We start from the raw sequence: 21,091 nt of genomic DNA on the forward strand, positions 1-21,091 counted from the left end.
GCACCTCTGCGGGTTACATGTGTCCTGTGTGCACTGTAACGGCTTGAGCTAAATTGGAAGATTTCTATGTTTGATAATAAAGTTTTGATGATTACTGGTGGTACTGGTTCTTTTGGTAATGCGGTGCTGAAGCGTTTTCTGAATACCAATGTCAGAGAAATCAGGATCTTCAGCAGGGATGAAAAAAAGCAGGAAGATATGCGCATCGCCTTGGCTAATGATAAAGTCAAGTTCTACATCGGCGATGTTCGTGACTATGACAGCCTGAAGCAGGCGATGGTCGGTGTGGATTATATATTCCACGCGGCGGCCCTCAAGCAGGTGCCTTCTTGCGAGTTCTATCCCATGGAAGCGGTACGCACCAATGTCCAGGGAACGGAGAATGTGCTTAATGCCGCGATTGCCCGAGACGTCAAGCGCGTCGTTGTGCTGAGTACTGACAAAGCGGTCTATCCCATCAACGCGATGGGCATCTCGAAGGCAATGGCCGAGAAGCTGATGGTTGCCAAGTCACGCACCATTCCGGCCGGCGGAACCGTCATCTGCGCGACTCGCTATGGTAATGTCATGGCCTCCCGTGGCTCAGTCATTCCACTCTTCGTGGAGCAACTCAGGACGGGTGAGGATCTGACTGTCACCGATCCTGCCATGACCCGTTTCCTGATGTCGCTGGAAGACTCCGTCGATCTGGTACTCCACGCCTTCGAGCACGGCCAGCAAGGTGATCTCTTCATTCAGAAGGCACCAGCCTCCACGGTAGGAGAGCTTGCCGAGGCGATCAAGGAAATCTTTGGTAAAGATAACGTTGTCCGCGTTATCGGTACACGTCATGGTGAAAAACTTTATGAGTCGCTGGTGTCTCGTGAGGAGATGGCCAAAGCCGAAGACATGGGGCGCTATTACCGCATTCCGGCTGACAACCGTGACTTGAACTACAAAAAGTACTTTGTAGAGGGTGAGCAAAAGATCTCCGAGCTCGACGACTACACGTCGCATAACACCGAGCGTCTTGATGTGCCGGGAATCAAGGAGTTGCTCCTTAACCTCGATTATATTCAGGAGCAACTTGATGCTTAAGGTCATGACGCTGGTAGGGACTCGTCCAGAACTGATCAAGATGAGTCGTGTCATAGCCGAGCTTGATCGGCAGGTAAATCATGTCCTAGTGCACTCTGGGCAAAACTACGATTATGAACTGAATCAGGTTTTTTTTGACGATCTCGAGATTCGCAGGCCCGATCATTTTCTAGGGGCCGCGGGTGAAACTGCCGCGCAGACGATCGCTGAAGTCATTACCAAGGCGGATGAGATCTTCGATCTCGAGAAGCCCGATGCGTTGCTGCTTTACGGTGATACGAACACCTGCCTGGCTGTTATTGCTGCCAAGCGTCGCAAGATTCCAGTATTCCATATGGAGGCGGGAAATCGGTGCTTCGACCAACGGGTGCCCGAGGAACTGAACCGGAAGGTGCTGGATCATTTGAGTGACATCAACATGGTCCTTACCGAGCATGCTCGGCGTTATCTGATTGCCGAGGGTATTCGTCCGGAAACCATCATCAAAACCGGCTCGCACATGCACGAAGTGCTGGATTACTACAGGCCGAAGATTGAGTGCTCGGATGTCCTGGAGCGCAGCGGTCTTGAGCTGGGCAAGTTTTTTGTCGTCAGTACGCACCGCGAAGAGAACGTCGATACTCCGGAAAATCTCCAGGACTTGCTGGTCACGCTGAAAGCCCTGGCTGACGTCTACGGATATCCCGTAATTGTTTCTACTCACCCCAGGACTCGCAAGCGTCTGGAGGCGTTGGGTGAATCGCTGGATCATCCGTTGATTCGCTTCGTCAAACCATTCGGTCTTCTTGACTACATCAAGCTGCAGATGTCTGCTTTCTGTGTGCTTTCTGACAGCGGCACCATCACTGAAGAGGCGTCCCTGCTCAACCTGCCAGCTGTGACGTTGCGTAACGCCCACGAGCGTCCGGAAGGTATGGATCAGGGAACGCTGATCATGAGTGGCTTGAAGAAGGACCCTGTTCTGGCGGCAGTCAAGGTAGTCACTTCCCAACACACGGCAAATGGCCGCGCCATCCCGGTAGTGCCGGACTACGAAGGTGGCCCTGTGTCACTGCAGGTAGTTCGCGTAGTGCTGAGTTATACGGACTACATCAATCGCACGGTTTGGCGCAAGGATTGAGTCCGACGCACGGTCGCTGTATCAGCTGGAGTCGGTGGCGTTACACGACTTCCGATTCCAGCCATGCAGACGCAGTCACCGTAAAGTACTACCCAGGAAAAATCTAAAAATGACTCAATGGTGGCTGACTCCACTGGTGTTCCTTGTTTCCCTGCTGCTGACTGCAGTTTTGCGTCGGTATGCGTTGGCGAAGAGCATCATTGATATTCCCAATGATCGTAGTTCGCACGTGGTGCCTACTCCGCGCGGCGGTGGGGTGGCGATTGTCATTTCGTTTCTCGCGTCCTTGGCGTTGCTGGCAGGCAAACAGGATTTCAACGATGTATTGATCGCATTATCGGGCTCCGGGGCTTTGATAGCGATTATCGGCTTCATGGATGACCATGGGCATATCGCTGCGCGTTGGCGCTTGTTGGGGCATTTCATTGCCGCTGGCTGGGCTCTGTTCTGGTTGGGGGGGCTGCCGCCTCTAGAGGTTTTTGGCTGGACACTGGACCTCGCCTGGTTTGGTAGCGTGATTGCCGCAATCTATCTGGTGTGGTTGTTGAACCTCTACAACTTCATGGATGGCATCGACGGCATTGCCAGTGTCGAGGCGATCTGCGCCTGTGCAGGCATCAGTCTGCTGTGTGTCGTCGGCGGATTTGCGCAATTGGCAATCCTGCCGCTGCTGCTGGCAGGGGCGGTGGCCGGCTTTCTATATTGGAATTTTCCTCCCGCACGAATTTTCATGGGGGATGCCGGTAGCGGTTTCCTCGGTATTATCCTCGGCGTTCTATCGATTCAGGCGGCATGGGCGTCGTCGCAGTTGTTTTGGTGCTGGCTCATATTGCTAGGCGTTTTCATAGTCGACGCGACCTTTACGCTGGTTCGACGCCTGGCGCGTGGAGACAAGGTCTATGAGGCTCATCGCAGCCACGCATACCAGTTCGCTTCCCGGAAGTATGGCAAGCATCTACCCGTTACTCTCGCTGTTGCGGCCTTGAATCTTCTGTGGTTGTTGCCGATAGCGATGTGCGTCATGCTGCTCGGTCTGGATGGCGTACTGGGCGTTCTACTGGCTTACACACCGTTGGTAGCATTGGTTGTCGGATTCAGGGCTGGGTCGCTTGAGAAGGGTTGACCGCTCGGCGTAGGTTATTGCAGGCGTTGCAACAAGATTCATTAGAGGAGCTGTAGTAGTGTTCGAAGGGGTTTTCGATAAATTGCGAGTTACGATGCTGGGGCTTCCGCGTCGGCAGAAGCGTCTTCTTCAGGTCTTAACTGATGTCATTCTTGTGTGGGCGGCCCTTTGGCTCGCATTCGTGGTTCGCCTGGGTATTGAGGACATGGCCGACCCCCTTGCTGATCATCTATGGCTTTTTCTCTGTGCGCCGGTCGTTGCTATCCCGTTATTCATCAGGTTTGGTATGTACCGTGCAGTCATGCGCTATTTCGGCAATGACGCACTTATTGCGATCATCAAGGCAGTCAGTCTTTCTGCGCTCATTCTCGGGTTCGTAGTTTATTGGTACAGCAATCACCAGAACGTCGTTCCCCGGTCCATCATCTTCAATTACTGGTGGTTGAGCATGGTGATGGTCGGCGGTCTCCGCCTGGCGATGCGCCAGTACTTTATGGGCGACTGGTTTGCAGCGACGCAACATGTACCTTTCACCAGCCGTGATAACGGATTGCCGAAAGTTGCTGTTTACGGCGCGGGAGCAGCCGGTAACCAATTGGTTGCCGCTTTGCGTATGGGCAAAGTCATGCGTCCGGTGGCCTTCATCGACGATGATGCAAGCATCGCGGATCGGGTTATTTCCGGTTTGCAGGTTTACAAGTCCCGTCATATCCAGCGGATGATTGATGCTACTGGGGCCCAGGAAGTCCTGCTGGCCATTCCATCGGCGACTCGAGGGCGCCGTCGCGAGATTTTGGGCTACCTCGAAGGTTTTCCGCTGCATGTGCGTAGTATCCCAGGGTTCATGGACCTGGCCAGTGGGCGTGTCAAGGTCGACGACATTCAAGAGGTCGATATCGCCGACCTGCTGGGGAGAGATGCCGTACCGGCACAGGAAGCACTGCTTGAACGCTGTATTCTTGGTCAGTCAGTCCTGGTTACGGGGGCCGGTGGCTCCATTGGCTCTGAGCTTTGCAGGCAGATCGTTGGCTTGGCACCCAGGACCCTGATTCTGCTGGATCACAGTGAGTTCAACCTGTATAGCATTCTTTCCGAGCTTGAACAGCGGGTTTCCCGAGAGTCCTTGTCTGTCCGATTGTTGCCTATCCTTGGCTCTGTGCGGAATCAAGCGCAGTTGTTCGAAATCATGAAGGCGTGGCGAGTCGATACGGTTTACCACGCGGCGGCCTATAAGCACGTTCCGATGGTTGAGCACAACATTGCCGAGGGCGTACTCAACAATGTGATTGGTACCTTGAACACTGCCCAGGCTGCACTACGTGCTGGTGTGGCCAACTTTGTACTGATTTCCACTGACAAGGCTGTTCGGCCGACCAACGTGATGGGCAGTACCAAGCGCTTGGCCGAAATGACGTTGCAAGCGTTGAGCCGTGAAGTCGCTCCGGTGCTTTTCGGGGATGGCAGCAATGTTTCGCAGGTCAACAAGACTCGCTTTACCATGGTGCGATTCGGCAATGTGCTCGGTTCCTCCGGGTCTGTCATTCCGCTGTTTCACAAGCAGATCAAGTCTGGTGGCCCGATCACGGTGACTCATCCGAATATCACCCGCTATTTCATGACCATTCCGGAAGCCGCGCAGTTGGTTATCCAAGCGGGCTCCATGGGGCAGGGGGGCGATGTCTTCGTGCTGGACATGGGCGAGCCGGTGAAGATTGTGGAACTGGCGGAAAAAATGATTCACCTGTCCGGGCTGAGTATTCGCTCCGAGCGCAATCCTCATGGTGATATCTTCATAGAGTTCAGCGGATTGCGTCCGGGGGAAAAACTCTACGAAGAGCTGTTGATCGGTGACAATGTGGTGGCTACCCAGCATCCAATGATCATGAGCGCCAACGAAGACTTTGTTGCATGGGATGAGCTCAAGGAAAAACTGACTGAGCTGCTGGCAGCCGTTTCCTGCGACGACTACGATCGCGTGCGACAGCTACTGCGGGAGACCGTTAGTGGCTATGCGCCTGAGGGGGAGATCGTCGACTGGATTCACTTGCAGCGCCGTCTTGATCCGTAGTCAGAGAGCATGCAGCGAGAATAACGTTTCTCTTGGCTGCGTGACGTCGGTTTGGTTAGGTACAACTGCTGGAGTGAAGATGCACATATTGGTGACTGGTGCAAATGGATTTGTTGGCAGCGCTGTTCTTTCGCGTTTGCAGCAGGATACGCAGTACGTGGTTTCGGGTACCGTTCGGCGGCCTGTGACGGGCCAGACCTCTGCCAGGCTTTACGCTGTCGGTGATATCGGTAGCTCTACGGATTGGTCGGAGGCTCTCAACGGGGTGGACGTAGTGGTCCACCTCGCTGCTCGAGCGCACGTGTTGAAGGACTCGGTGACAGATCCCCTGGCAGAGTTCCGGCGGGTGAATGTCGACGGTGCAGTTGCACTTGCATCGCAAGCGATCAGCAGCGGGGTCAAGCGTTTTGTATTTATCAGTTCAATTGGGGTCAACGGGAACCTGACCCACGAAGCGCCTTTTTCCGAAAGTTCCCTCCCCGCACCCCATGCCGATTACGCCACTTCCAAGCTAGAGGCGGAGAATGCGCTCAAGTCCTTGGTCGAAGGCACTGGAATGGAGCTGGTAATCATTCGTCCGCCTTTGGTCTACGCGGAGAATGCACCTGGTAACTTCCGTCGTTTGTTGAAGTTGGTAAGTCTTGGCATACCCCTCCCTTTCGGGAGGGTGCGAAACCTGAGAAGCATGGTTGCGCTGGAGAACCTGGTCGATTTTATTGTGACCTGTGCGAGTCATCCCGGTGCGGCGAATCAGACGTTCTTGATCAGTGATGCCGAAGATCTGTCGATCGGCGAAACCATTCGACTCCTGGGCAAGGGGATGGACAAAAAATCCATCATGCTTCCTGTCCCGGTAGAATTGCTCGGGTTCACAATGGGCCTGGTGGGCAAGAAGAGCATGTACACCCAATTGTGCGGCTCGCTGCAGATCGATACCTCAAAGGCCGGGAAGTTGCTGGGCTGGTCCGCTCCTGTAACGGCGCAGCAAGCTTTGATCGACGTGGGACGCAGGTTCAAGTCTTCCAGCAGCCGATAGCCTGCAGGCGTCGGGTTGGCAGTCATGGAGACCATGTCTGCCAACGCTGGTGTATAGCGCCCCGAAGCTGGGCGCCCCCTGATTCCAGGGCGGTCAGCGCACCGCTTGTTCCAGTGCATCGATAACCCTTGCTTGCTGTTCCAAAGTGATCCCGACCCATAATGGCAAGCGGATCAGGCGGGCAGACTGCTGTGACGTTATCTCCAGGTCTCCCTGGACACGACCGAACCTGCGCCCTGCCGGCGAATCGTGCAGTGGAACATAGTGAAATACTGCCTGGACTCCCTGTCGCTTGAGGCTTTCGAGGACTGCCTGACGATTCAGTTCTGGAGAGAGTAGTACGTAATACATGTGCGCGTTGTGCTGGCAATCGACCGGAATGACCGGCCGTCGAATTGCACCTGACGCTTCCAGTCGATCAAGTCCGCAATGATAGCGATGCCAGATGGCCAGGCGCTCCTGGGTAATCCATTGCGCCTCCTGTAACTGTGCCCAGAGAAAAGCCGCCGTTATTTCTCCTGGCAAAAATGAGGAACCGACCTCCTGCCAAGTATATTTATCGACTTCTCCGCGGAAGAAGCGGCTGCGGTCGGTACCTTTTTCGCGGATGATTTCTGCTTGAAGCGCGTTGGTGGGTGAGTTCACCAGCAGAGCGCCCCCTTCGCCGCAAATCACGTTCTTGGTTTCGTGAAAGCTGAAGGCGCCGTAGTCACCTATGGCGCCCAGCGCCTGGCCTTTATAACTGGCCATTACTCCCTGTGCGGCATCCTCAATTACCTTCAGGCCATGTCGTGTCCCAATCTCCATAATGCGGTCCATCTCGCATGCCACGCCGGCATAGTGCACCGGAACGATGGCGCGAGTTCGGGAGGTAATGGCGTCTTCCAGCAACGACTCGTCGAGATTGAGCGTGTCTTCCCGTATGTCGACAAACACCGGGACGGCGCCGCGGAGCACGAAGGCGTTGGCAGTTGAGACGAATGTGAACGAGGGAAGGATAACCTCATCCCCAGGTTGCATTTCCAGCAGGAGGGCGGCCATTTCCAGAGCGGCGGTGCAAGAGTGGGTCAAGAGCGCCTTGCTGCTGCCTGTCTGTTCTTGCAGCCATTGGTGGCAGCGCTTGGTAAAGCTGCCGTCGCCGGCCAACCTGTTCTGGAACTTCGCCTCTGCAATGTGGAACAACTCCTTGCCTGTCATGTATGGCGAATTGAAGGGAATCGGATCAGCCATATTTACCAGCCTCAATGGGTAATGAAGATGCGGGTTGTTTCAGTCCTCACGTTCCAGGCCAGCGTCATGTTGGCTTCCGTGGATGTGGCTTGCTGATCCGGCAATCGATGATAGGTTGCAGGCTTGCAGGGATGAAGCTCAAGAGTTTGTGCAAGCGCATCTTCACCATGCCGGTGATCAGAGCACACATCAGTGGTGAGCGGCGACTGGCGAACAAGGGGTCGCTCAATATGCGCTCGAAAGCGTAGACCAGCATATGACGGTCGAACACTGCCTGCATGCTGTTGGAACGACGGACGATGCCAGCAACCTGTGGCACCGTAATCCAGTTCAGTGACTGCCATGTTCCGGAGGGATCACTTACCCTGCGGCTGTTGAAGATCCGCCGTCCCAGGATCTTTTCCGTCAGTTTCTTGGAAAACAGTGTAGGCAGATTGAAGTGGGGCTCGTAGGGGAACAGGTAGTTGGCACAAGTGAAGCGATACGTCGCTCCAGGTCTGAGGCTCTCCGCAACACGTTCCAGCGTGGCGCCGACATCATCGACATGTTCCATGACATTGACGGAGAAGCCATAGGCAAATGTGTCTGGTTGGCGCAGTTGCTCTGCACGAATGGCACATAGCGTGGGTGCGAAACCGCCCTCGCTGGCGCTCTCGAGCACAACCTCCCGCATTCGTTCAAAGTGCGAGAATCCGCTTCCGGTAGGCTCCAGTGCTGTGACCTTGAAGCCTTCTCGGGTCAGTTGGCTGCTTAGCAGCATTGCTCCGGCACCGACCTCGAGGATGGAGCTGCCGGCCGGCAGTCGCTGAAGGTCGGATGCAATCAGGCGTCGGCCAAACAGCGCCTCTTCGGCGTAGGTATCGAACAGGGTCTGTGCTTCCCTGTCAGGCATGCGCGTACGCAGTTGTGCGAACCATGCGCGCATTTCATCGGCGGATGACTCAGGCATCGGATGTTACTCCAAGCAGAATGCCACCCAGAACCAGCGAGGCGGCCATGATCTTGGTCCAGCTCAGCGCCTCACCGAGGATCAGATGGCTGCCCAGCAGCACCAGCAGGAAGGTGGTACCGATGTAGACTGGGAAGGCGACCGCCAGTGGCATGCGCGCCACGACGAACAGCCAGACGAATGATGCCAACAGGGCTGCGCCATAAGCCGACATCAGTACGGGGTCTTTCAGGAACGCCAGCAAACGGTCGATTATGCCATCGGATGCCGGTCCGGGGCTGGCCTGGGCGCGCCATTTAACGATCAGTTGGCTATAGCTGACCAGCAACGCGACCGGCAGGATGAGCAAGTAGTGTTTCATGGGCAGCTTTCCCTGGGCTCGGCCCTCAATGTGCATGGCCGGAATAATCGGCAATGCGTTGCCACATGGCTTCATCGAAAAGCCCGTGATTCAGGGCCATGTCTGGATTGACAAAGACGTTACGGTCCCCGAGACGATGGGTGCCGCAGTATAGGGCCGGAGTTCCCGCATGCAATAGAATCGCATTGAGGAGGCTCAGGCATCCGGCGCGGAAAACAGTGTCCATCAAGGTGGGTACGGTGTCGCCCGGTTTTACCGGGATAACGGACTGCACCAGGGGAGGGCCGGCATCCACAACGGTATCCACCAGATGCGCCGTCACCCCTGTGAACGGGCTGCCGGCGTTCAGGGCGGCCTCCACCGGCCTGGTCCCGATCATCCCGCCATAGGCGGGCAGCAGGGAGTAATGCAGATTCAACAGACGGCCTGCGAAGACATCAACCACTTCGGGCACGATGACGCGATGGACGTTGGTGATGACAACATCGGCCTTCGTATCGTGCAGCGTTCGCCCCAATGTTGCCTGCTCAGGCTCGCTGAAATCGATGACCTCGCTGGGGATATGGTGTTCTCGGGCAAATTGATTGGCCAGGCATTCGCGGTCGGTGATCACCGAGACCAACTGAGCCGGCAGCACGCCGAGTCGTATGGCTTCAGCGACGAAACGCAGGTTGCCACCGCCGCCGGAACAGAGAAAGACTATCCGGATCATTTCCTCTGGCCTTGATAAATCTGGCGGATGATGGAGTAGGGGCGCTGTTTCACTTCGGAAAAGATTTTCGAAAGATAGATGCCAATGATGCCCATTGAGGAGATCAGCATTCCGCCAATGAGCCAGATGGACGCCATCAGGGATGTCCAGCCGCTGAGTGTGCGACTGAAGAACAGCCAGTTCAGTACCAGGTAGATATTGGCCAGCAGCGCCAATACTGAAATAAGCGCGCCGATGTAGAAGATCGCGGTCAGGGGCTTGTTGGAAAACGAGGTGATGGAGTTGACCAGCAGCGCTACCTTGTGCCGAAGTGTGTAGGTGGAGGTTCCACGGCTGAGCTTCCTGACTACGAAAGGTAATTGCACGAAGCCGGTAATGTGCCAGAGGCCGGCCATGAACACTTCACGCTCTTCATGGCGCAATAGCGCCTCGACGTAACGGCGCGTCATGAGCCGCGAGGTGACGATGTTGGGCGTCAATGACATATCGGTGAGAGCATTGAACAGGCTCCAGAACCAGCTCCCGCTCCAGCGTTCGAACAGACCACCCTTGCGGGCCTCCTGCACACCGTAGACCACGTCGGCCTGACCCTGCATCAATGCGTCGGCGAAGGGCGCAAGCCACTCGGGGTCCTCTTCCAGATCGCTGTCGATGAGGTAGACCAGGTCGGCATTGCTCTGTGCAAGCCCGGTCATCATCGCCTTGTGATGTCCAAAGTTGCGCGACAGGTCTACCACTACCAGATGGTGATCTTTATCCGCCAGTGCCATCGCCATGGCCAGGGAGTCATCGGGCGATCCATCGTTGACCAAAATGATTTCATAATCATCGCCTGCAAATTCGGCTGCCGCGGTGCTGGCCCGACGATGGAATTCGGCGATGAAGGAAGCGGATTTGTACAGGGTGGCTACGATGGCGAGCTTCATCTTTTCACGTACTTCATGTAGGTGGCGGCATTTGGGCCGCAGTTGAATAATAGATCGAGGACACTGACCTCATGGACGAAGTCGCCCCAAAGCTGGGAATAGCCGGGGTAACCGCCGTAATCAAAATAGGTCAACCTGATCCCTTCCCTGGCGAACAGTTCTTCTTCGATATAGACACGTGCCGCCGCGCCTGTAACGTATTCAGTGGCCCCGGCCTGCTTGCACAAATTGACCAGCTTTCCTGTCTGGGTGCCTTCAAGCACATAGTCGGTAGATCGACTCAGTTGGGTGGTAATTTCCAAGTACTGGCAGATGCCATGCAAAAAGGATTGATTGATCTCGGACAAATGGTCGAGGCCAGACATATAGAGCGGTTTCAACCACGCTGTGATTTCTTCGAAGAAGGCGCTGCGGCGATAGTTGGCCTCCAGCGTGTTCCAGTGTCGTACCGCCCAGCGTGGGTCGCTGACCGTAACGTCGCAGATGCGCCGATGGATGGCTGAGCCCACGGGAATACTTAACCAGTGCAATCCTTGCGGGGTCTTTATCTTGTTGCGATTGCGCCAGTCATTCTTGGTGTACTGCACTTCGTCGTAGTAGATGAACTCATCTACGCACGCCATCATGTCGACATAGCCTTTCCAGGGAATGTAGTTCGACTGCAGAATCGCGATTGACTTTTTCTTGTCCATTTTCTATCCGGCCCGTTCGCCCAACATGCCCCATGCGGGGAAGAAACACTCTGTGCAGTGACCAGCCTGGGAAATCCTAGTCAGGTTGAACTGGATCAGAAAGGCCAGGAGAAGCAACCATATGAGCACGTGTCTGCCAAATACCTGGCGGGTCGCAAAGTTGATGACTGTCCACGCCACTATCGGTCCGACCAGCAGCGAGTCATACAAGTACGGGTGGATCGAAACCGCCTGAGGCCAGAACAGCAGCATCAGCAGATAGACCGAGAACACTTGCAGCATCCCCTGCGGGTTGGCGGCCCGAGCCGTTGCGGGTACGTCAATACCCGACTGCCAGCGGCAATAGGCGAGTTGGGCGACGAGCAGGAGTGCGGGAATTGCGATCATGTACCAAGGGCGGTTGAACTGAGGCGCTATCACCGAATCGATGAAGTTTCCATAGAAACGCATATCGCCATCCAGCCCGGAACGAAACAGCCATGTACTGTTTTCACTGGAAAACCCGAGCATTTTGGCAACGATCACTGGCTGCAGATAAAGCATGATGGAAACCGCCATGAGCACGACGGAGGCCACTATCCTGCGCCTCTCTGCACCGTGGACCAGCAGTGCCATGCCCAGCATGAAAAAGCCGAATAGCGCAGAGGCCATCGGCATGACCACGCATAGTGCCAGGCCGCTGATCCAGAACGGCTTGCCCCTGGCGCCGTCGCGTTCCAGCAGGATGCTGGTGAGCAGCACCAGGGGAAAGACAAAGACAAAGCCATTGTCGACATTGAACTTGCCCAGTGAAATCCAGAAACCTGGCAAGGTCAGGAAATACAGGAATGCCGCCAGCACCAGCAGGCCACGCCGCCAGTCACAGTTGTCAACAAGCTGGCGGCGGACGGCAAACCAGATGACGATCAGCGAAGCAAGCATGGCCAGAGTCGCGCCGGTCATGCGCAGGGTGAGCATCGGTATCCACTGTTGTAACTGGAACAGACCCCTCATGAACATCAGGTACAGGGTCGAATGGTTGGCATACGCCTCGTGCTTGGAGTAAGCATCGGCAGTCAGGTAGGTCAGGAAACCGTGCTGGGACCAGGGCATGCTTTGCCAGACGGGAAATGTGAAGTCTCTCAGTCTCTCCGGCGCGGCATCCGCACGCAGCGTCATGGCGCGAAAGCCCAAGTGATAGACCAGTACAAAACCGAGTACTACCGTCAAGCAAAGCGCAAAGTTGAAGACAGTACGCTTGCACAGGGAAAGTGGCATGGCATGTTTCATGAGTTATGAGGGCGAGATTAATAAAATTTCCCGATCATACACAGTTATTTTTGCATCGTGTAAGCGTTCGCCGGTCACGTCGCTCGCGTACTGGTAACGCAGTGATGACGGTATCGTGCTGGGCGTAAGATGTTACATATTGCCAATGGCCTGGAGGTCCTGCGCTCCAGATGGTGATGGCGAGTTGCAGCAGGGCAGGCATTCAGATTTTGTAAAAAACGCACGTTTGACTCTTTTTTCTCACGATCTAAGTTTTGAGTGCAGCCAAGGAAACGCTGCCTTTGTCATTCAGATCCAAGGAGTTTCACTCATGCGCAATGCTTATCTCGCCTCGCTTCTGATCGCCTTGTCTGGCGTTTTTGCCGTTCCTCTGAGCGCTGCGCCTGCCAGTCCGATCCCCGTGGCCGAGGCTGCAACCGCAGTCCAGGCACAGCGACTCAACTTGAACCAGGCAGACGCAGCCACCTTGCAAAGCCAACTGAGCGGTATCGGCAAGAACAAGGCGGAAGCCATCGTGGCCTATCGTGATGAACACGGCGACTTTGCCTCGGTAGATGAACTGCTGGAGATCAAGGGAATTGGCAAGGCGCTGCTGGATCGCAACCGGGACAAACTGACCGTGAACTGAAGTCAGTACTCATGGAAGGCCGATCAGGGTGATCGGCCTTTTTCAGGATGCTCCGACGCTAACGATCCCGCGCCTCCTTGGCATCCATCTTCGCATTCCTCTCATGGATCTTCCTCAACTGCTCGTCCGTCAACGGCAGCTTTTTCGCGGTGTCCCTGAGCATCATCAAGCCACCCACGATCGAGCCGATCGCCACCAATAGAATCAACCAGGCATACCAGGGCATGACGTTCTCCTTCATACGGTAATGAGTCCGTATCTGTAATATCGAGTAAAACTTGGCGCAGATGGTTCAATTATAGGCCGGCGCATTCAAGCCTGATTCACGATCACCGGCCCCCGCTGCGCCCTCGCATCGTTTACAATGCGCGCCGTTTTCGACTTGCCAAGAGACCCTGCCCATGTCCGCCTGCCAGACGCCCCTGATTGTCGCCCTGGATTTTCCCACCCGTGACGCCGCCCTGAAGCTGGCCGATCAGCTGGACCCTGCGCTGTGCCGGGTAAAGGTCGGCAAGGAGCTGTTCACCAGCAGTGCTTCCGGCATCGTCGAGACCCTGTGCAGCAAGGGTTTCGAAGTTTTTCTCGACCTGAAATTCCACGATATCCCCAACACCACGGCGATGGCAGTCAAGGCGGCTGCCGAGATGGGCGTGTGGATGGTCAACGTGCATTGCTCGGGTGGCCTGCGCATGATGTCCGCCTGCCGCGAAGAACTGGCCAAGCGCAGCGGCCCGCAGCCGCTGTTGATTGGCGTGACCGTGCTGACCAGCATGGAGCGAGAGGACCTGGCCGGCATCGGCCTGGATATCGAGCCGCAGGATCAGGTGCTGCGTCTGGCCGCTTTGGCCGAGAAGGCGGGAATGGACGGTCTGGTTTGCTCGGCCCTTGAAGCCCCGGCGTTGAAGGCCGCTCATCCTTCGTTGCAACTGGTGACCCCGGGCATTCGTCCGGCGGGCAGCGCCCAGGACGACCAGCGCCGCATCCTCACTCCGCGCCAGGCGTTGGACGCTGGCTCCGACTACCTGGTGATCGGCCGTCCGATCAGCCAGGCTGCCGATCCGGCCAAGGCGCTGGCGGCGGTGGTCGCGGAAATCCGCGGGTAAGAAAAAAGGGGCTCTGGATAGAGCCCCTTTTTCATTCACACCTTCAGCACCAGCTTGCCAAAGTTCTCCCCACTGAACAGCTTCAACAGCGTTTCCGGGAACGTCTCCAGCCCCTCGACCACATCCTCCTTGCTCTTCAGCTTGCCACTGGCCAGCCATCCAGCGATCTCCTGACCCGCCGCGCCATACTGCGCGACATGGTCCATCACCACGAAACCTTCCATGCGCGCGCGGTTGACCAACAGTGCCAGATAGTTGGCCGGGCCTTTCACTGCCTGCTTATTGTTGTATTGGCTGATCGCGCCGCAGATCACCACCCGGGCCTTGAAATTCAGGCGGCTGAGCACGGCATCGAGGATGTCGCCGCCGACGTTGTCGAAGTACACATCCACACCTTTCGGGCATTCCCGTTTCAGCCCCTCCAGTACGTCCTCGGCCTTGTAGTCGATGACCCCGTCAAAGCCCAGTTCGTCTTTGAGGTACTGGCATTTCTGTGCACCGCCGGCGATCCCGACCACGCGGCAGCCTTTGATTTTTGCAATCTGTCCGGCAATGCTGCCCACCGCTCCGGCGGCGCCGGAGATCACCACGGTCTCGCCGGCCTTCGGCGCGCCGACTTCGAGCAGGGCGAAATAGGCAGTCATGCCGGTCATTCCCAAGGCGGAGAGGTAGCGCGGCAGCGGCACAAGCTTCGGATCGATCTTGTAGAAGCCCTGGGGCTCGCCAAGGAAGTAATCCTGCACGCCCAGCGCGCCATTGACGTGGTCGCCCACGGCGAACTTCGGATTGCGCGAAGCGATCACCTCGCCGACGCCCAGTGCGCGCATCACCTGGCCAAGGCCGACCGGCGGGATATAGGACTTGCCTTCGTTCATCCAGCCGCGCATGGCCGGGTCGAGGGACAGGTACAGGTTCTTCACAAGCACCTGGCCGTCGGCGGGTTCGCCCACGGGTACCTGTTCGAAGCTGAAATCGTCCCGGGTCACGGCGCCCACCGGGCGTTTGGCGAGCAGGAAGCGGCGATTGGTCAGGGCAGTCATGGAAGCCTCGCGAAGGTTGGACAAAAGTCTTGTGATAGACCTTCGACGCCCGCTCGGCAAGTTCGTGCGCTGCGACGAATAGCTGCCCATCCAGCAGGATGATGAAGTTGGGTGGGGATAATCATCGATTCGCATGGTGCCTCAACCGGCGTCCTGATGATGCTGCCCAGGTTGCTGCGGTGCCGACTAGACTCGCGGCCACTGTCCCCTGTTGCAGGAGCTATCGATGAGTATGACGTTTAGCGGCCAGGTCGCCCTGGTCACCGGTGCCGCCGCCGGTATTGGTCGCGCCACCGCCCTGGCTTTCGCTCGGGAAGGGTTGAAGGTCGTGGTTGCGGATCTCGATGTGGCCGGAGGTGAGGCCACGGTGCAAGAGATTCGCGCAGCCGGCGGCGAGGCGATCTTCGTGCCGTGCAATGTGACCCGTGACGACGAGGTGCAGCAGTTGATGGCGCGCACGCTCGAGGCTTACGGTCGCCTCGACTATGCCTTCAACAACGCTGGCATCGAGATCGAGAAGGGGCGGCTGGCCGAGGGCAGCGAGGCGGAGTTCGACGCCATCATGGGCGTCAACGTCAAGGGCGTTTGGTTGTGCATGAAGTACCAGTTGCCGCTGTTGCTAGCCCAGGGCGGCGGGGCGATCGTCAACACCGCCTCGGTCGCCGGTCTCGGCGCGGCGCCGAAGATGAGCATTTACGCGGCGTCCAAGCATGCGGTGATCGGGCTGACCAAGTCTGCCGCGATCGAGTATGCGAAGAAGCAAATCCGGGTCAACGCGGTATGTCCGGCGGTGATCGATACCGATATGTTCCGCCGCGCCTACGAGGCCGACCCGCGCAAGGCCGAGTTCGCCGCGGCGATGCACCCGGTCGGGCGCATCGGCAAGGTCGAGGAGATAGCTGCCGCGGTGCTTTACCTGTGCAGCGACGGTGCTGCGTTCACCACCGGCCAGGCCTTGGCGGTGGATGGTGGGGCCACGGCTATCTGATCGCCTCGAATGCGCTGTGTCTGCTGGTGCGCAGCAGTGCGCCAGCAACCGCGAAGCAGCCGGTCAGCAGCAGGGCTCCGAACAGTACCAGGGCGGTGCCCGCGCCGAAGTGGTCGGCCAGCATGCCGGTAAAGATCACCGGCAGGCTAAAGCCGAGATAGGCGAGCAGGAAAAAGCCGGCACTGGCGCGGGTTTTCTCTGTTCCGGCCAGGGTGTTCACCGCAGACAGTCCACCCAGGTAGATAAAGCCATAGCAGGCACTGCTGGCACCGATCGCGCCCAACAGCACCGCCGCGAGTACGCCGGCATGTGCTCCCCAGGCCAGCAGCGCGTAGCTGCACGGCAAAATCAGCAAGCCCAGCAAAGTCGAGCGTGCCGAGGCCATGCGCCGTGCCAGTGGCTGGAACAGCAGGCCACAACTGATCACGCAGAACGTCGACAATCCCGACCAGTTGCCCAGGTGATGCCTGGCGAGAATCGATGGCATCAACGCGATCACCAGGCCAACGCAGGCCCAGGCCAGCAGGATCGCCAGGCCGTAGGCCAGGCTGCCCTGTGGATAAAACGGCAATCGCAGCAGGGCGCTTTGGCGCCGCTGGACCGGATCGGGCAGCCCCAGTACCGCCACGAATGCCACTGCAGCCAGCGCCAGGTGCAAGGGGAAACTGCCTGGTGCCAGCGTCGATCCCGATAATAGAAACAGGCTGGTGACCGCTGCCCCCAGGCCGAAGCCCAATGATGTGCTGGCAGTGACCCGGTTGGCCGCAGCGCGGGCGTCGCCGTCTTGCATCAGCTCGCACATGTAGGCAGTGCCGGTGGCCGAGGCCAGCGCGGTGCCGACACCGAGCAAGGTCCGGGCCATGGCCAACTGGGCCAGGCCGGGCGCCAGCAGCATAAGCACGGTCGCCAGCATCGACAGCGCCAGCGCCGCGAGGATCAGCCGCTTGTGGCCAACCCGGTCAGCCAGTCCGCCCAATAGCAGGAGCACCGGTAAAACGCCGATCACATAGCCGGAGAAGGCCACCGCCGTCGCCGCTGCACCCTGGCCGGACAGGGCCGCATAGGCGGTATAGAGAGGGGCCTGGAGGTTGACGGCGAACGTCACCAGGCACAGGGCGAAGGCCAGGATGGTTGAGGCGTTGCGGCTGGACATGGCGGGTTCCTTGAATGGGCAGCCCATTCTGCGAACCCTGCCATGGAGGGAAAAGGCACAGCCCAGCTGCTTTTGTGATTAACTGTTTGGCTAAAACGACCGAACACCTCAAGTATGAACGTCACCCTCGATCGAAACCTGCCCACCCCCTTGGTGCAGCAGCTCGCTGATGGCCTGCTGCGCTGGATCGCCGAGCAGCGCCTGCGCCCTGGCACGCGTTTGCCGTCGATCCGCCAGTTGGTCAAGACGCAGGGGGTCAGCCAGTCCTGCGCCATCGAGGCCTATGACCGTTTGGTTTCGCAAGGGTGGCTTGAGGCCCGGCATGGTGTCGGCTTTTTCGTTGCCGAACGCAGGGGCATGGCGCCGTTCGCCGAAGAACCGGCCTGGGGCGAGGGGGCAGAGGGACGCTGGCGCTTGTTCAGCGACGAGCAGGAAAACCTGCTGCGCCTCGGCTGCGGCTGGCTGCCAGGCAACTGGCGCCAGAGCGAGGAGATCGCCCTGGCGATCCGCCAGGTCAGCCGCGGCGGCGGGCAGGACCTCTTCGGCTATGGGCCGCCGCTGGGCCTGACCGCGTTGCGCCAGCAAATTCGCAAGCGTCTGGCGCTTATCGGTGTCCAGGTCCGGCCTGAGCAGATCCTCACCACCCAGGGCGCCAGCCAGGCCCTCGACCTGCTGGTGCGTACCTTGCTGTCGCCTGGCGACACCGTACTGGTGGAGCGTCCCGGCTACTACAACCTCTTCAACCTGCTGCGCCTGCATGGCGTGCGCATGCTGGAAGTGCCACGCACCGCCGAAGGGCCGGACCTGGACGTGCTGTCGGCGCTGCTGCGGGAGCACCGCCCGCGCTTGCTGTTCACCAACAGCCTGTACCAGAACCCGACCGGCACCAGCCTTGCCCCGCGCACTGCCCAGCGCCTGCTGGAACTGGCCGGCGAGCATGACCTGCGCATCATCGAGGACGATATCTACGCTGATTTCCAGGAAGGTCCGGCCACTCGCCTGAGTACCCTCGACAGCCAGCAGCGGGTGATCTACCTGGCGAGTTTTTCCAAGACGCTCAGCAGTTCGCTGCGGGTCGGTTACCTGGTCGCCGATCCGGAACTGACCGCACGGCTGGCCGAGGTAAAGATGGTCACCGGGATTGGCTGTTCGAGGTTCGCTGAACAGGTACTGGCGCAATTGCTTGGCAGCGGGGTCTATCGCAAGAGCGTGCAACGCCTGCGCCTGCGCCTGGCCGAACACATGGCAAGCACCTTGCGCCTGTTGGAGGCCACTGGCTGGGAGGTGTTCGCCGAACCCTGTGGGGGCATGTTCATCTGGACCCGTTACCCTGGTGTGCCGTTCGCCCGACTGCAGCAGAGCGCCCAGGAGCACGGCGTACTGCTCTCGCCGGGCTCGGCCTTCGACCCGCAGGGACGCGACAGCGACTGGTTGCGCATCAACGTGGCCTACGCCCGCGACCACCGGGCCCAGGGGTTTTTCCAGGCGGTCGCGCAAGCATCGTCGTGACGACCTCCAACATTCTGAAAACGACGGCTCCGTAGCTTTTTGCCATTATTGCGACCAGGGTGGCTTGTGCAGTCCCCGGCGCCGTTGCCACTCTGCGCTCTTGGATATCCGGCGAGTTTTCCAAGGGCAGCACGAGGGGGCAGCGAGCAATGAAGTCGGGCACAAATGGCGGTTTTGCCAACCTGGGCATGGCCCGCAAGCTGGGGCTGGGATTCACGCTGGTGCTGGCCTTGACGGCGGTGGTCGCGGCGATCGGGATCGCTGCGCTGTATGGCCTCGGCCAACGCTTCGATGGCCTCAAGCAGGCCACGGCGTTCAACGAAGATGTCCTCGGCCTGCGCCTGTATGAGCAACGTTATGCCCAGCGTTCCGATCCCAAGGACGCCGAGGCCCTGCGTAAGGGCGTCGAAGAACTGCAAAGCCGCATCACACAATTGCCGGAGTTGGCCGGCAGCGACGTGGGCAGCGCACTGGCCGCATACCGCAAGGCATTCGATGAGTTCGTCGAGTTGACCCAGTCCAAGGAGCTGGCGCTGGATATGGCCAGTTGGTCGGTGTCGAGCGTCGCCAACAACCTGGACGTCCTGCAGTCCGGGCTGGCCGATGACGGTACCTGGACCCTGAAGGACTCCCAAGGCCAGAAGGGCGCTGAATTCGTCGAGCAAGCGGGCCAGGTCGCACAGGTGGCGCGCCTGATGTTGCAGGCCATGGACGAAGCGCGCATCCGCCTGGACCAGAACCGCAAGGGCGCCGAAGACGTCCGCCAGGGCCGTATCGAACAGGCCGAGCAGGCTGCGCAATTGGCCGAGCAGCTCAAGTCCGCGATACAGGACCCCGGCTACCAGAGCGTGCTTGGCGAAGTCACCACCCATATCGCCAGTTTTGGCGAGAAGCTGGGTGAATACACGGATCTGCTGGCCCGCGAAGCGCAATTGCGCAAACAGTTGCAGGAGCGTGCCGAGCAGGTCATCTCGCGGGTCGAGCAGATCAACGGGGCCATCGATGCCAGCATGCAGCACGAGCTCAAGCGCAATGCCCTGCTGATCCTGGTTTCGTCGCTGGCAGCCCTGCTGGTCGGCGTGGTGGCGGCAATCCTGATTACCCGCGCCATCGTGCTGCCGCTGCGCCGGGTCATCGCCCGCGCCCAGGAAATTGCCGCCGGTGATCTGCGGGGTGAAATCATTGTCGACCGCCGTGATGAAGTGGGTCAGTTGCTATTGGCGATGCAGCAGATGGGCAGTGGCCTGGCGGTTATTGTCAGCGGCCTGCAGACCGGCATCGACAAACTGGCCAGCAGTGCCCATACCTTGTCGGCGGTGACCGAGCAGACCAACCGCGAAGTCGGCAGCCAGAAGGAAGAGACCGACCAGGTCGCCACCGCCATGCAGCAGATGACCGCCACGGTGCACAGCGTCGCCCGCGATGCCGAAGAGGCGGCCCAGGCCGCGCAGGCGGCGGACGGCAAGGTGGAAAGCGGACAGCAGGTGGTGCGCCAGAGCATGCAGCGCATCGAGCGCCTGGCCAGCGCAGCGGATTCAGCAAGCCACAGCATCGAAAACCTCAGCGCCGAGATCCAGCACATCGGTTCGGTGCTGGAGGTGATCAAGAGCGTCGCCGAGCAGACCAACCTGCTGGCGCTCAACGCTGCCATCGAAGCGGCGCGTGCCGGCGAGCAGGGTCGCGGCTTCGCCGTGGTGGCGGACGAAGTGCGGGCGCTGGCCCAGCGCACCCAGCAATCCACCGGCGAGATCGAGCGCCTGGTCAGCAGCCTGCGCAGCAATGCCCAGGCTTCGGTCGCGCAGATCCAGGACAGCGGCGAGCTGGTCAAGCTGGCGGTGGCCGATGCGTTGCAGACCGAAAGCGCCCTGGGCAGCATCGCCGGAGCGGTGTCGCTGATCCAGCAGATGAACCAGCAGATCGCTGCCGCGGCAGAGCAGCAAAGTTCGGTAGCCGAGGAAATCAGCCGTAGCGTCACCCAGATCCGCAGCAGTGCCGACCAGTCGGCGATGGCCATGCGCGACAACGCCAGCTCAAGTATCGAGCTGGCGCAGTTGGGAGCGGAGTTGAAGGGGATGGTAGGGCATTTCCGGATCTGAGCCCGGAAATG

At 58.6% G+C, this 21,091-nt stretch carries 20 protein-coding genes and 1 pseudogene; 11 read left to right on the forward strand and 10 right to left on the reverse strand.

The window, feature by feature from the left end:
* Positions 1-66 precede the first annotated feature (66 nt).
* The 5 genes from ACPFMA_RS07525 to ACPFMA_RS07545 all read left to right on the forward strand — a co-directional run bounded on the left by ACPFMA_RS07525 (position 67) and on the right by ACPFMA_RS07545 (position 6,424).
* Entirely contained in the window at positions 67-1,077 is a 1,011-nt protein-coding gene (locus ACPFMA_RS07525) for a polysaccharide biosynthesis protein (protein ID WP_064304940.1), read from the forward strand.
* Complete coding sequence (gene wecB, locus ACPFMA_RS07530) at positions 1,070-2,197, forward strand: non-hydrolyzing UDP-N-acetylglucosamine 2-epimerase (RefSeq protein WP_064304939.1); 1,128 nt, start codon at positions 1,070-1,072, stop codon at positions 2,195-2,197. The genes ACPFMA_RS07525 and wecB overlap by 8 nt, the downstream gene beginning before the upstream one ends.
* A gap of 109 nt (positions 2,198-2,306) precedes the next feature.
* Positions 2,307-3,320, forward strand: coding sequence for an MraY family glycosyltransferase (locus ACPFMA_RS07535; RefSeq protein WP_064304938.1), 1,014 nt, complete (start codon positions 2,307-2,309; stop codon positions 3,318-3,320).
* 94 nt (positions 3,321-3,414) lie between these two features.
* Positions 3,415-5,388, forward strand: a complete 1,974-nt coding sequence (locus ACPFMA_RS07540) for a polysaccharide biosynthesis protein (RefSeq protein WP_064305036.1) — start codon at positions 3,415-3,417, stop codon at positions 5,386-5,388.
* Between the two features lie 79 nt (positions 5,389-5,467).
* Complete coding sequence (locus ACPFMA_RS07545; RefSeq protein ID WP_064304937.1) at positions 5,468-6,424, forward strand: NAD-dependent epimerase/dehydratase family protein; 957 nt, start codon at positions 5,468-5,470, stop codon at positions 6,422-6,424.
* 93 nt (positions 6,425-6,517) lie between these two features.
* On the opposite strand, the gene rffA is transcribed toward ACPFMA_RS07545, so the two are convergent.
* The 7 genes from rffA to ACPFMA_RS07580 all read right to left on the reverse strand — a co-directional run bounded on the left by rffA (position 6,518) and on the right by ACPFMA_RS07580 (position 12,551).
* Entirely contained in the window at positions 6,518-7,654 is a 1,137-nt protein-coding gene (rffA, locus tag ACPFMA_RS07550; RefSeq protein WP_064304936.1) for a dTDP-4-amino-4,6-dideoxygalactose transaminase, read from the reverse strand.
* 64 nt (positions 7,655-7,718) lie between these two features.
* A complete protein-coding gene (locus tag ACPFMA_RS07555; protein ID WP_081263298.1) occupies positions 7,719-8,603 on the reverse strand; it encodes a class I SAM-dependent methyltransferase in 885 nt (294 codons plus the stop codon).
* Positions 8,596-8,964, reverse strand: coding sequence for a hypothetical protein (locus ACPFMA_RS07560; RefSeq protein ID WP_425929920.1), 369 nt, complete (start codon positions 8,962-8,964; stop codon positions 8,596-8,598). The genes ACPFMA_RS07555 and ACPFMA_RS07560 overlap by 8 nt, the downstream gene beginning before the upstream one ends.
* Before the next feature lie 25 nt (positions 8,965-8,989).
* Complete coding sequence (purN, locus tag ACPFMA_RS07565) at positions 8,990-9,676, reverse strand: phosphoribosylglycinamide formyltransferase (protein WP_425929921.1); 687 nt, start codon at positions 9,674-9,676, stop codon at positions 8,990-8,992.
* Entirely contained in the window at positions 9,673-10,602 is a 930-nt protein-coding gene (locus tag ACPFMA_RS07570; protein ID WP_064304933.1) for a glycosyltransferase family 2 protein, read from the reverse strand. Before ACPFMA_RS07570 ends, purN begins: the two co-directional genes overlap by 4 nt.
* Positions 10,599-11,294 carry a WbqC family protein gene (locus tag ACPFMA_RS07575; protein ID WP_425929922.1) on the reverse strand — a complete coding sequence of 232 codons (696 nt, stop codon included), beginning with the start codon at positions 11,292-11,294 and terminating at the stop codon, positions 10,599-10,601. The genes ACPFMA_RS07570 and ACPFMA_RS07575 overlap by 4 nt, the downstream gene beginning before the upstream one ends.
* 3 nt (positions 11,295-11,297) lie before the next feature.
* Complete coding sequence (locus tag ACPFMA_RS07580; RefSeq protein WP_064304931.1) at positions 11,298-12,551, reverse strand: hypothetical protein; 1,254 nt, start codon at positions 12,549-12,551, stop codon at positions 11,298-11,300.
* Between the two features lie 322 nt (positions 12,552-12,873).
* Between ACPFMA_RS07580 and ACPFMA_RS07585 the strand changes: the two genes are divergently transcribed.
* A complete protein-coding gene (locus ACPFMA_RS07585) occupies positions 12,874-13,191 on the forward strand; it encodes a ComEA family DNA-binding protein (protein WP_064304930.1) in 318 nt (105 codons plus the stop codon).
* A 58-nt stretch (positions 13,192-13,249) separates the two neighbouring features.
* Here the strand turns inward: ACPFMA_RS07585 and ACPFMA_RS07590 are convergent, their stop codons facing one another.
* Entirely contained in the window at positions 13,250-13,417 is a 168-nt protein-coding gene (locus ACPFMA_RS07590) for a DUF2897 family protein (RefSeq protein ID WP_064490544.1), read from the reverse strand.
* Positions 13,418-13,592: 175 nt separating this feature from the next.
* Between ACPFMA_RS07590 and pyrF the strand changes: the two genes are divergently transcribed.
* The gene (gene pyrF, locus ACPFMA_RS07595; RefSeq protein ID WP_420057382.1) at positions 13,593-14,294 is read left to right on the forward strand and encodes an orotidine-5'-phosphate decarboxylase; all 702 of its coding nucleotides are present in this window, start codon (positions 13,593-13,595) and stop codon (positions 14,292-14,294) included.
* Positions 14,295-14,329: 35 nt separating this feature from the next.
* Here pyrF and ACPFMA_RS07600 read toward each other — a convergent pair whose 3' ends face one another.
* Complete coding sequence (locus tag ACPFMA_RS07600) at positions 14,330-15,334, reverse strand: NADP-dependent oxidoreductase (protein ID WP_425929923.1); 1,005 nt, start codon at positions 15,332-15,334, stop codon at positions 14,330-14,332.
* Between the two features lie 226 nt (positions 15,335-15,560).
* On the opposite strand from ACPFMA_RS07600, the gene ACPFMA_RS07605 reads away from it, so the two are divergent.
* On the forward strand, positions 15,561-16,322 hold the full coding sequence (locus tag ACPFMA_RS07605) for an SDR family oxidoreductase (protein WP_420057386.1): 762 nt from the start codon (positions 15,561-15,563) through the stop codon (positions 16,320-16,322).
* Here ACPFMA_RS07605 and ACPFMA_RS07610 read toward each other — a convergent pair.
* Complete coding sequence (locus ACPFMA_RS07610) at positions 16,315-17,475, reverse strand: MFS transporter (protein WP_425929924.1); 1,161 nt, start codon at positions 17,473-17,475, stop codon at positions 16,315-16,317. The genes ACPFMA_RS07605 and ACPFMA_RS07610 overlap by 8 nt on opposite strands.
* 114 nt (positions 17,476-17,589) lie before the next feature.
* Here ACPFMA_RS07610 and ACPFMA_RS07615 point away from each other — a divergent pair, with 114 nt between their 5' ends.
* The 3 genes and pseudogenes from ACPFMA_RS07615 (at position 17,590) to ACPFMA_RS07625 (ending at position 21,080) form a co-directional block, all read left to right on the forward strand.
* Entirely contained in the window at positions 17,590-18,984 is a 1,395-nt protein-coding gene (locus tag ACPFMA_RS07615) for a PLP-dependent aminotransferase family protein (RefSeq protein WP_425929925.1), read from the forward strand.
* A gap of 1,010 nt (positions 18,985-19,994) precedes the next feature.
* Positions 19,995-20,162 (forward strand): annotated as a pseudogene (locus tag ACPFMA_RS07620) (methyl-accepting chemotaxis protein); the annotation flags it as partial.
* A gap of 213 nt (positions 20,163-20,375) precedes the next feature.
* Positions 20,376-21,080 (forward strand): methyl-accepting chemotaxis protein, encoded by a 705-nt coding sequence (locus tag ACPFMA_RS07625; RefSeq protein WP_420057537.1) that lies wholly within the window; start codon positions 20,376-20,378, stop codon positions 21,078-21,080.
* The last annotated feature ends 11 nt before the right edge of the window (positions 21,081-21,091 follow it).

Origin of the sequence: Pseudomonas sp. NyZ201, from assembly GCF_049860765.1 — a bacterium.
GTDB classification, from domain to species: Bacteria; Pseudomonadota; Gammaproteobacteria; order Pseudomonadales; family Pseudomonadaceae; genus Aquipseudomonas; species Aquipseudomonas bharatica.

Coding starts and splice junctions, on each gene's coding strand:
- ACPFMA_RS07525 (WP_064304940.1), top strand. CDS start 67: ATGTTTGATAATAAAGTTTTGATGATTACTGGTGGTACTGGTTCTTTT.
- wecB (WP_064304939.1), top strand. CDS start 1,070: ATGCTTAAGGTCATGACGCTGGTAGGGACTCGTCCAGAACTGATCAAG.
- ACPFMA_RS07535 (WP_064304938.1), top strand. CDS start 2,307: ATGACTCAATGGTGGCTGACTCCACTGGTGTTCCTTGTTTCCCTGCTG.
- ACPFMA_RS07540 (WP_064305036.1), top strand. CDS start 3,415: ATGCTGGGGCTTCCGCGTCGGCAGAAGCGTCTTCTTCAGGTCTTAACT.
- ACPFMA_RS07545 (WP_064304937.1), top strand. CDS start 5,468: ATGCACATATTGGTGACTGGTGCAAATGGATTTGTTGGCAGCGCTGTT.
- rffA (WP_064304936.1), bottom strand. CDS start 7,654: ATGGCTGATCCGATTCCCTTCAATTCGCCATACATGACAGGCAAGGAG.
- ACPFMA_RS07555 (WP_081263298.1), bottom strand. CDS start 8,603: ATGCCTGAGTCATCCGCCGATGAAATGCGCGCATGGTTCGCACAACTG.
- ACPFMA_RS07560 (WP_425929920.1), bottom strand. CDS start 8,964: ATGAAACACTACTTGCTCATCCTGCCGGTCGCGTTGCTGGTCAGCTAT.
- purN (WP_425929921.1), bottom strand. CDS start 9,676: ATGATCCGGATAGTCTTTCTCTGTTCCGGCGGCGGTGGCAACCTGCGT.
- ACPFMA_RS07570 (WP_064304933.1), bottom strand. CDS start 10,602: ATGAAGCTCGCCATCGTAGCCACCCTGTACAAATCCGCTTCCTTCATC.
- ACPFMA_RS07575 (WP_425929922.1), bottom strand. CDS start 11,294: ATGGACAAGAAAAAGTCAATCGCGATTCTGCAGTCGAACTACATTCCC.
- ACPFMA_RS07580 (WP_064304931.1), bottom strand. CDS start 12,551: ATGCCACTTTCCCTGTGCAAGCGTACTGTCTTCAACTTTGCGCTTTGC.
- ACPFMA_RS07585 (WP_064304930.1), top strand. CDS start 12,874: ATGCGCAATGCTTATCTCGCCTCGCTTCTGATCGCCTTGTCTGGCGTT.
- ACPFMA_RS07590 (WP_064490544.1), bottom strand. CDS start 13,417: ATGCCCTGGTATGCCTGGTTGATTCTATTGGTGGCGATCGGCTCGATC.
- pyrF (WP_420057382.1), top strand. CDS start 13,593: ATGTCCGCCTGCCAGACGCCCCTGATTGTCGCCCTGGATTTTCCCACC.
- ACPFMA_RS07600 (WP_425929923.1), bottom strand. CDS start 15,334: ATGACTGCCCTGACCAATCGCCGCTTCCTGCTCGCCAAACGCCCGGTG.
- ACPFMA_RS07605 (WP_420057386.1), top strand. CDS start 15,561: ATGAGTATGACGTTTAGCGGCCAGGTCGCCCTGGTCACCGGTGCCGCC.
- ACPFMA_RS07610 (WP_425929924.1), bottom strand. CDS start 17,475: ATGTCCAGCCGCAACGCCTCAACCATCCTGGCCTTCGCCCTGTGCCTG.
- ACPFMA_RS07615 (WP_425929925.1), top strand. CDS start 17,590: ATGAACGTCACCCTCGATCGAAACCTGCCCACCCCCTTGGTGCAGCAG.
- ACPFMA_RS07625 (WP_420057537.1), top strand. CDS start 20,376: ATGACCGCCACGGTGCACAGCGTCGCCCGCGATGCCGAAGAGGCGGCC.